This window comes from Rhodococcus phenolicus (assembly GCF_001646785.1).
Lineage (GTDB): Bacteria > Actinomycetota > Actinomycetes > Mycobacteriales > Mycobacteriaceae > Rhodococcus > Rhodococcus phenolicus.
Genome location: NZ_LRRH01000072.1, coordinates 1 through 4,639, shown reverse-complemented (window position 1 = coordinate 4,639; position 4,639 = coordinate 1). Strand labels below are relative to the sequence as shown.

Below are 4,639 nucleotides of genomic sequence, written 5' to 3'. Positions count from 1 at the left end.
AGCCCGCGCCGGCCCCCGCTCCCGCTCCCGCGCCGAAGGCCGCAGCCCCCGCTGCCAAGCCCGCCGCCGCGAAGCCCGCAGCCGCTGCTCCGAAGCCCGCTGCCACCTCTTCCGACAAGACCGCCACCGAGGAGAACAAGGTTCTTCGCGGCGCTGCCGCCGCTGTCGCGAAGAACATGAACGCCTCGCTTTCGATCCCCACCGCCACCAGCGTTCGCGCCATCCCTGCGAAGCTGATGTTCGACAACCGGATCGTGATCAACAACCACCTCGCCCGCACCCGCGGCGGCAAGGTGTCGTTCACGCACCTGCTCGGTTACGCCCTGATCCAGGCGATCAAGGCATTCCCGAACATGAACAACCACTACGCCGAGATCGACGGCAAGCCGAACCTGGTGACGCCGGCGCACACGAACCTCGGTCTCGCGATCGACCTGCCCGGCAAGAACGGACAGCGTTCGCTCGTCGTCGCCGCGATCAAGAACTGCGAGACCATGAACTTCGCGCAGTTCTACTCGGCGTACGAGGACATCGTCCGCCGAGCCCGCGACGGCAAGCTCACCGGCGAAGACTTCTCGGGCGTGACGATCTCCCTGACCAACCCCGGCGGCATCGGCACCGTGCATTCGGTGCCGCGCCTCATGGCCGGCCAGGGCGCCATCATCGGCGCCGGTGCGATGGAGTACCCGGCCGAGTTCCAGGGCGCGTCGGACGAGCGCATCGCGGAACTGGGCGTCGGCAAGCTGCTGACCCTCACCTCGACGTACGACCACCGCGTCATCCAGGGCGCCGAGTCCGGTGAATTCCTCAAGACCGTTCACCAGCTGCTGATCTCCGACGATTTCTACGACGAGATCTTCCACACCCTGCACATCCCGTACGAGCCGGTCCGCTGGCGCAAGGACGTGCCGGAGGGCGCGGTCGACAAGAGCACCCGCGTGCTCGAGCTGATCGCGGCGTACCGCAGCCGCGGTCACCTGATGGCCGACACCGATCCGCTGCAGTTCGTCAAGGACAAGTTCCGCTCGCACCCGGATCTCGACGTCACCACGCACGACCTGACGCTGTGGGACCTTGACCGCGAGTTCAACGTCGGCGGGTTCCACGGCCAGCAGCGCATGAAGCTGCGCGACGTGCTGTCGGTGCTGCGCGACGCGTACTGCCGCCACGTCGGCATCGAGTACACGCACATCCTCGAGCCCGAGCAGCAGCAGTGGCTGCAGGAGCGCGTCGAGGCCCACCACGTCAAGCCGACGGTCGCGCAGCAGAAGTACATCCTGAGCCGCCTCAACGCCGCCGAGGCGTTCGAGACGTTCCTCCAGACCAAGTACGTCGGCCAGAAGCGATTCTCGCTCGAGGGCGCCGAGTCGGTCATCCCGATGATGGACTCGATCATCGACCAGGCCGCCGAGCACCAGCTCGACGAGGTCGCGATCGCGATGCCGCACCGTGGGCGTCTCAACGTGCTCGCCAACATCGTCGGCAAGCCGTACTCGAAGATCTTCACCGAGTTCGAGGGCAACCTGAACCCGGCCGCCGCGCACGGCTCCGGCGACGTCAAGTACCACCTCGGCGCCGAGGGCACGTACATCCAGATGTTCGGCGAGAACGACATCAAGGTCTCGCTGACCGCGAACCCGTCGCACCTCGAAGCCGTCAACCCGGTTCTCGAGGGTCTCGTCCGCGCCAAGCAGGACATCCTCGACAAGGGCGAGGGCGGTTTCACCGTCCTGCCGCTGCTGCTGCACGGCGACGCCGCGTTCGCCGGTCAGGGTGTCGTCGCCGAGACGCTGAACCTGGCGCTGCTGCGCGGGTACCGCACGGGCGGCACCGTGCACATCGTCGTCAACAACCAGGTCGGCTTCACGACCGCGCCGGAACACTCGCGGTCGTCGGAGTACTGCACCGACGTCGCGAAGATGATCGGCGCGCCGATCTTCCACGTCAACGGCGACGATCCCGAAGCCTGCGTGTGGGTTGCGCAGCTCGCCGTGGACTTCCGCGAGAAGTTCCACAAGGACGTCGTGATCGACATGATCTGCTACCGACGCCGCGGTCACAACGAGGGCGACGACCCGTCGATGACGCAGCCGGCCATGTACGACGTGATCGACACCAAGCGCAGCGTCCGCAAGAGCTACACCGAGGCCCTGATCGGCCGTGGCGACATCTCGCTCAAGGAAGCCGAAGACGCCCTGCGCGACTACCAGGGCCAGCTGGAACGCGTGTTCAACGAGGTCCGCGAACTCGAGAAGTTCACCCCGGAACCGTCGGAGTCGGTCGAGCTGGACCAGACCCCGGCGCCTCGCCTGACCACCGCCGTGGACAAGTCGGTGCTCGAGCGCATCGGCGACCAGTTCGCGAACGTTCCCGAGGGATTCTCGGTGCACCCGCGCGTCAAGCCGGTCATCGAGAAGCGCCGCGAGATGGCCCGCGAGGGTCACATCGACTGGGCGTTCGCGGAGCTGCTCGCGTTCGGTTCGCTCGCCGAGCAGGGCGCCCTCGTGCGCCTGGCCGGCCAGGACTCGCGTCGCGGCACGTTCACCCAGCGTCACTCCGTGCTCATCGACCGCAAGACCGGTGAGGACTACAACCCGCTCGCGACGCTCGCCTCGGAAGCCGGCAACGGCGGCCGTTTCATGGTGTACGACTCGGCGCTGACCGAGTTCGCGGGCCTGGGCTTCGAGTACGGCTACTCGGTGGGCAACCCCGAGGCGCTGGTGCTGTGGGAGGCGCAGTTCGGCGACTTCGTCAACGGCGCGCAGTCGATCATCGACGAATTCATCTCCTCCGGTGAGGCGAAGTGGGGCCAGCTCTCCGACGTCGTGCTGCTGCTGCCGCACGGCCACGAGGGTCAGGGTCCGGACCACACCTCCGGTCGCATCGAGCGCTGGCTGCAGCTGTGCGCCGAGGGTTCGATGACCGTCGCGGTCCCGTCGACTCCGGCCAGCTACTTCCACCTGCTGCGTCGTCACCACCTGGACGGCATCCGCCGCCCGCTCGTGGTGTTCACGCCGAAGTCGATGCTGCGCAACAAGGCCGCGGTCAGCAACGTCGAGGACTTCACGCAGGGCAAGTTCCGCTCGCTGCTGGAAGAGGTGCCCTACGAGAACGGCACCGCCGACCGCACCAAGGTCACCCGTATTCTGCTGACCTCCGGCAAGCTCTACTGGGAGCTGCTGGCGAAGAAGCAGAAGGAGAATCGCGACGACATCGCGATCGTCCGCATCGAGCAGCTGTACCCGGTGCCGCGTCGCCGCATCGCCGAGACCCTCGACCAGTACCCGAACGCCACCGAGTTCTTCTGGGTGCAGGAAGAGCCGGCCAACCAGGGTGCCTGGCCGTTCCTGGGTCTGGCCCTGCCGGAACTGCTGCCGGAGAAGCTCGCCGGCATCAAGCGCGTCTCGCGTCGCGCGATGTCCGCGCCGTCGTCCGGCTCGAGCAAGGTTCACGCGGTCGAGCAGCAGGAAATCCTCGAGAAGGCGTTCGGGCAGTAGCCTCAGCTTTCTCGGCACACTCCGCCTTTCTCCGAAAGACGGTTCTCATGCGAGCCGGGTCGCGCCTGCCCTTCGGGGCGGCCGGCCCGGCTCGCGCCGTTCTCGGCCCGCCCTCCCTCTCCGACCCCCCTTGTGAGCGAATGTATCGTTCAGTCGATCCAAGGAGACGAGGGATACATTCGCTCGGAACAACGATCTGTTGACCGGACTAAGCAGCGACACGCCGTGCCGCCGACACCGGACTTGCTGCACCGCCCCGTAGACATCTCTCAAACACGAGAGGTGATGGACGTTGTCCGACGAGATACAGCGGAATATCGGATCGATCAGACTGCCGCAATGGGGCCGCGTCGAGCAAGGCAGTGGCATCGTGCCCTGGCTCGTCTACGACGATGCGGACGAGGTGGTCGATCCGATTCGGCGTTATCTCGCTGATTGTGTTGCGCGCGATCACAGCCCGGCGTCCGTGCGCAGCTACGCCTACGGCCTGCTGCGGTGGTGGCGATGGCTCCGCGTGCTCGAGGTCGACTGGGACAAGGCAACCCCGGCCGAGGGCCGGGATCTGGTGCTGTGGCTGACCCAGGCACCAAAGCCACGACGGGCACCACGCACGAAATCTAAGAAGACCGCAGGCACGGTCAACACCCGCACCCGCAAGCGCTACCTCGACGACCGATACGCGACACGGACCATCCGGCACTCGAATGCCGTGGTGCGGGCCTTCTACGAGTTCTGGAACGAAACAGGGCAAGGCCCGGTACTCAACCCGATTCCGCTGGATCGGCGCAGCCCGTGGTCGGCGGTACACCCTGCGGACAGTTGCTCACCACACCCGGCCGGGCGCATCCGGTACAACCCGAAGCTGCCCAAGCAGCAACCTCGTGCCCTCACGGATGAACAGTGGAAGGAGTTGTTCGATGTGTTGCGCTCGAATCGTGATCGGGCATTGCTGTCCCTGGTCGTCGGCAATGGAGCCCGAGCCTCGGAAGTCCTGCGGGTTCGGCCAGTCGACATCGACTGGGGTGAACAACTGATCCGAGTGACTCGCAAAGGAACCCGCGCTGAACAATGGCTGCCGGCCAGCCAGGAGTCGTTCGTGTGGCTACGTCTCTACCTCGCCGACGATAGTGCCCCGTGGAGTG

2 protein-coding genes are annotated in these 4,639 nt (G+C 66.2%); both read left to right on the top strand.

Annotated features, from left to right (window positions below; translation table 11 throughout):
- Window positions 1-3,497, top strand: a 3,497-nt coding sequence (locus tag A8G15_RS19800; protein ID WP_068163467.1) for a multifunctional oxoglutarate decarboxylase/oxoglutarate dehydrogenase thiamine pyrophosphate-binding subunit/dihydrolipoyllysine-residue succinyltransferase subunit, incomplete at its 5' end; no start/stop codon positions are given.
- Window positions 3,498-3,789: 292 nt separating this feature from the next.
- On the top strand, window positions 3,790-4,639 hold an 850-nt coding region (locus A8G15_RS19795), incomplete at its 3' end, for a tyrosine-type recombinase/integrase (protein WP_156665478.1).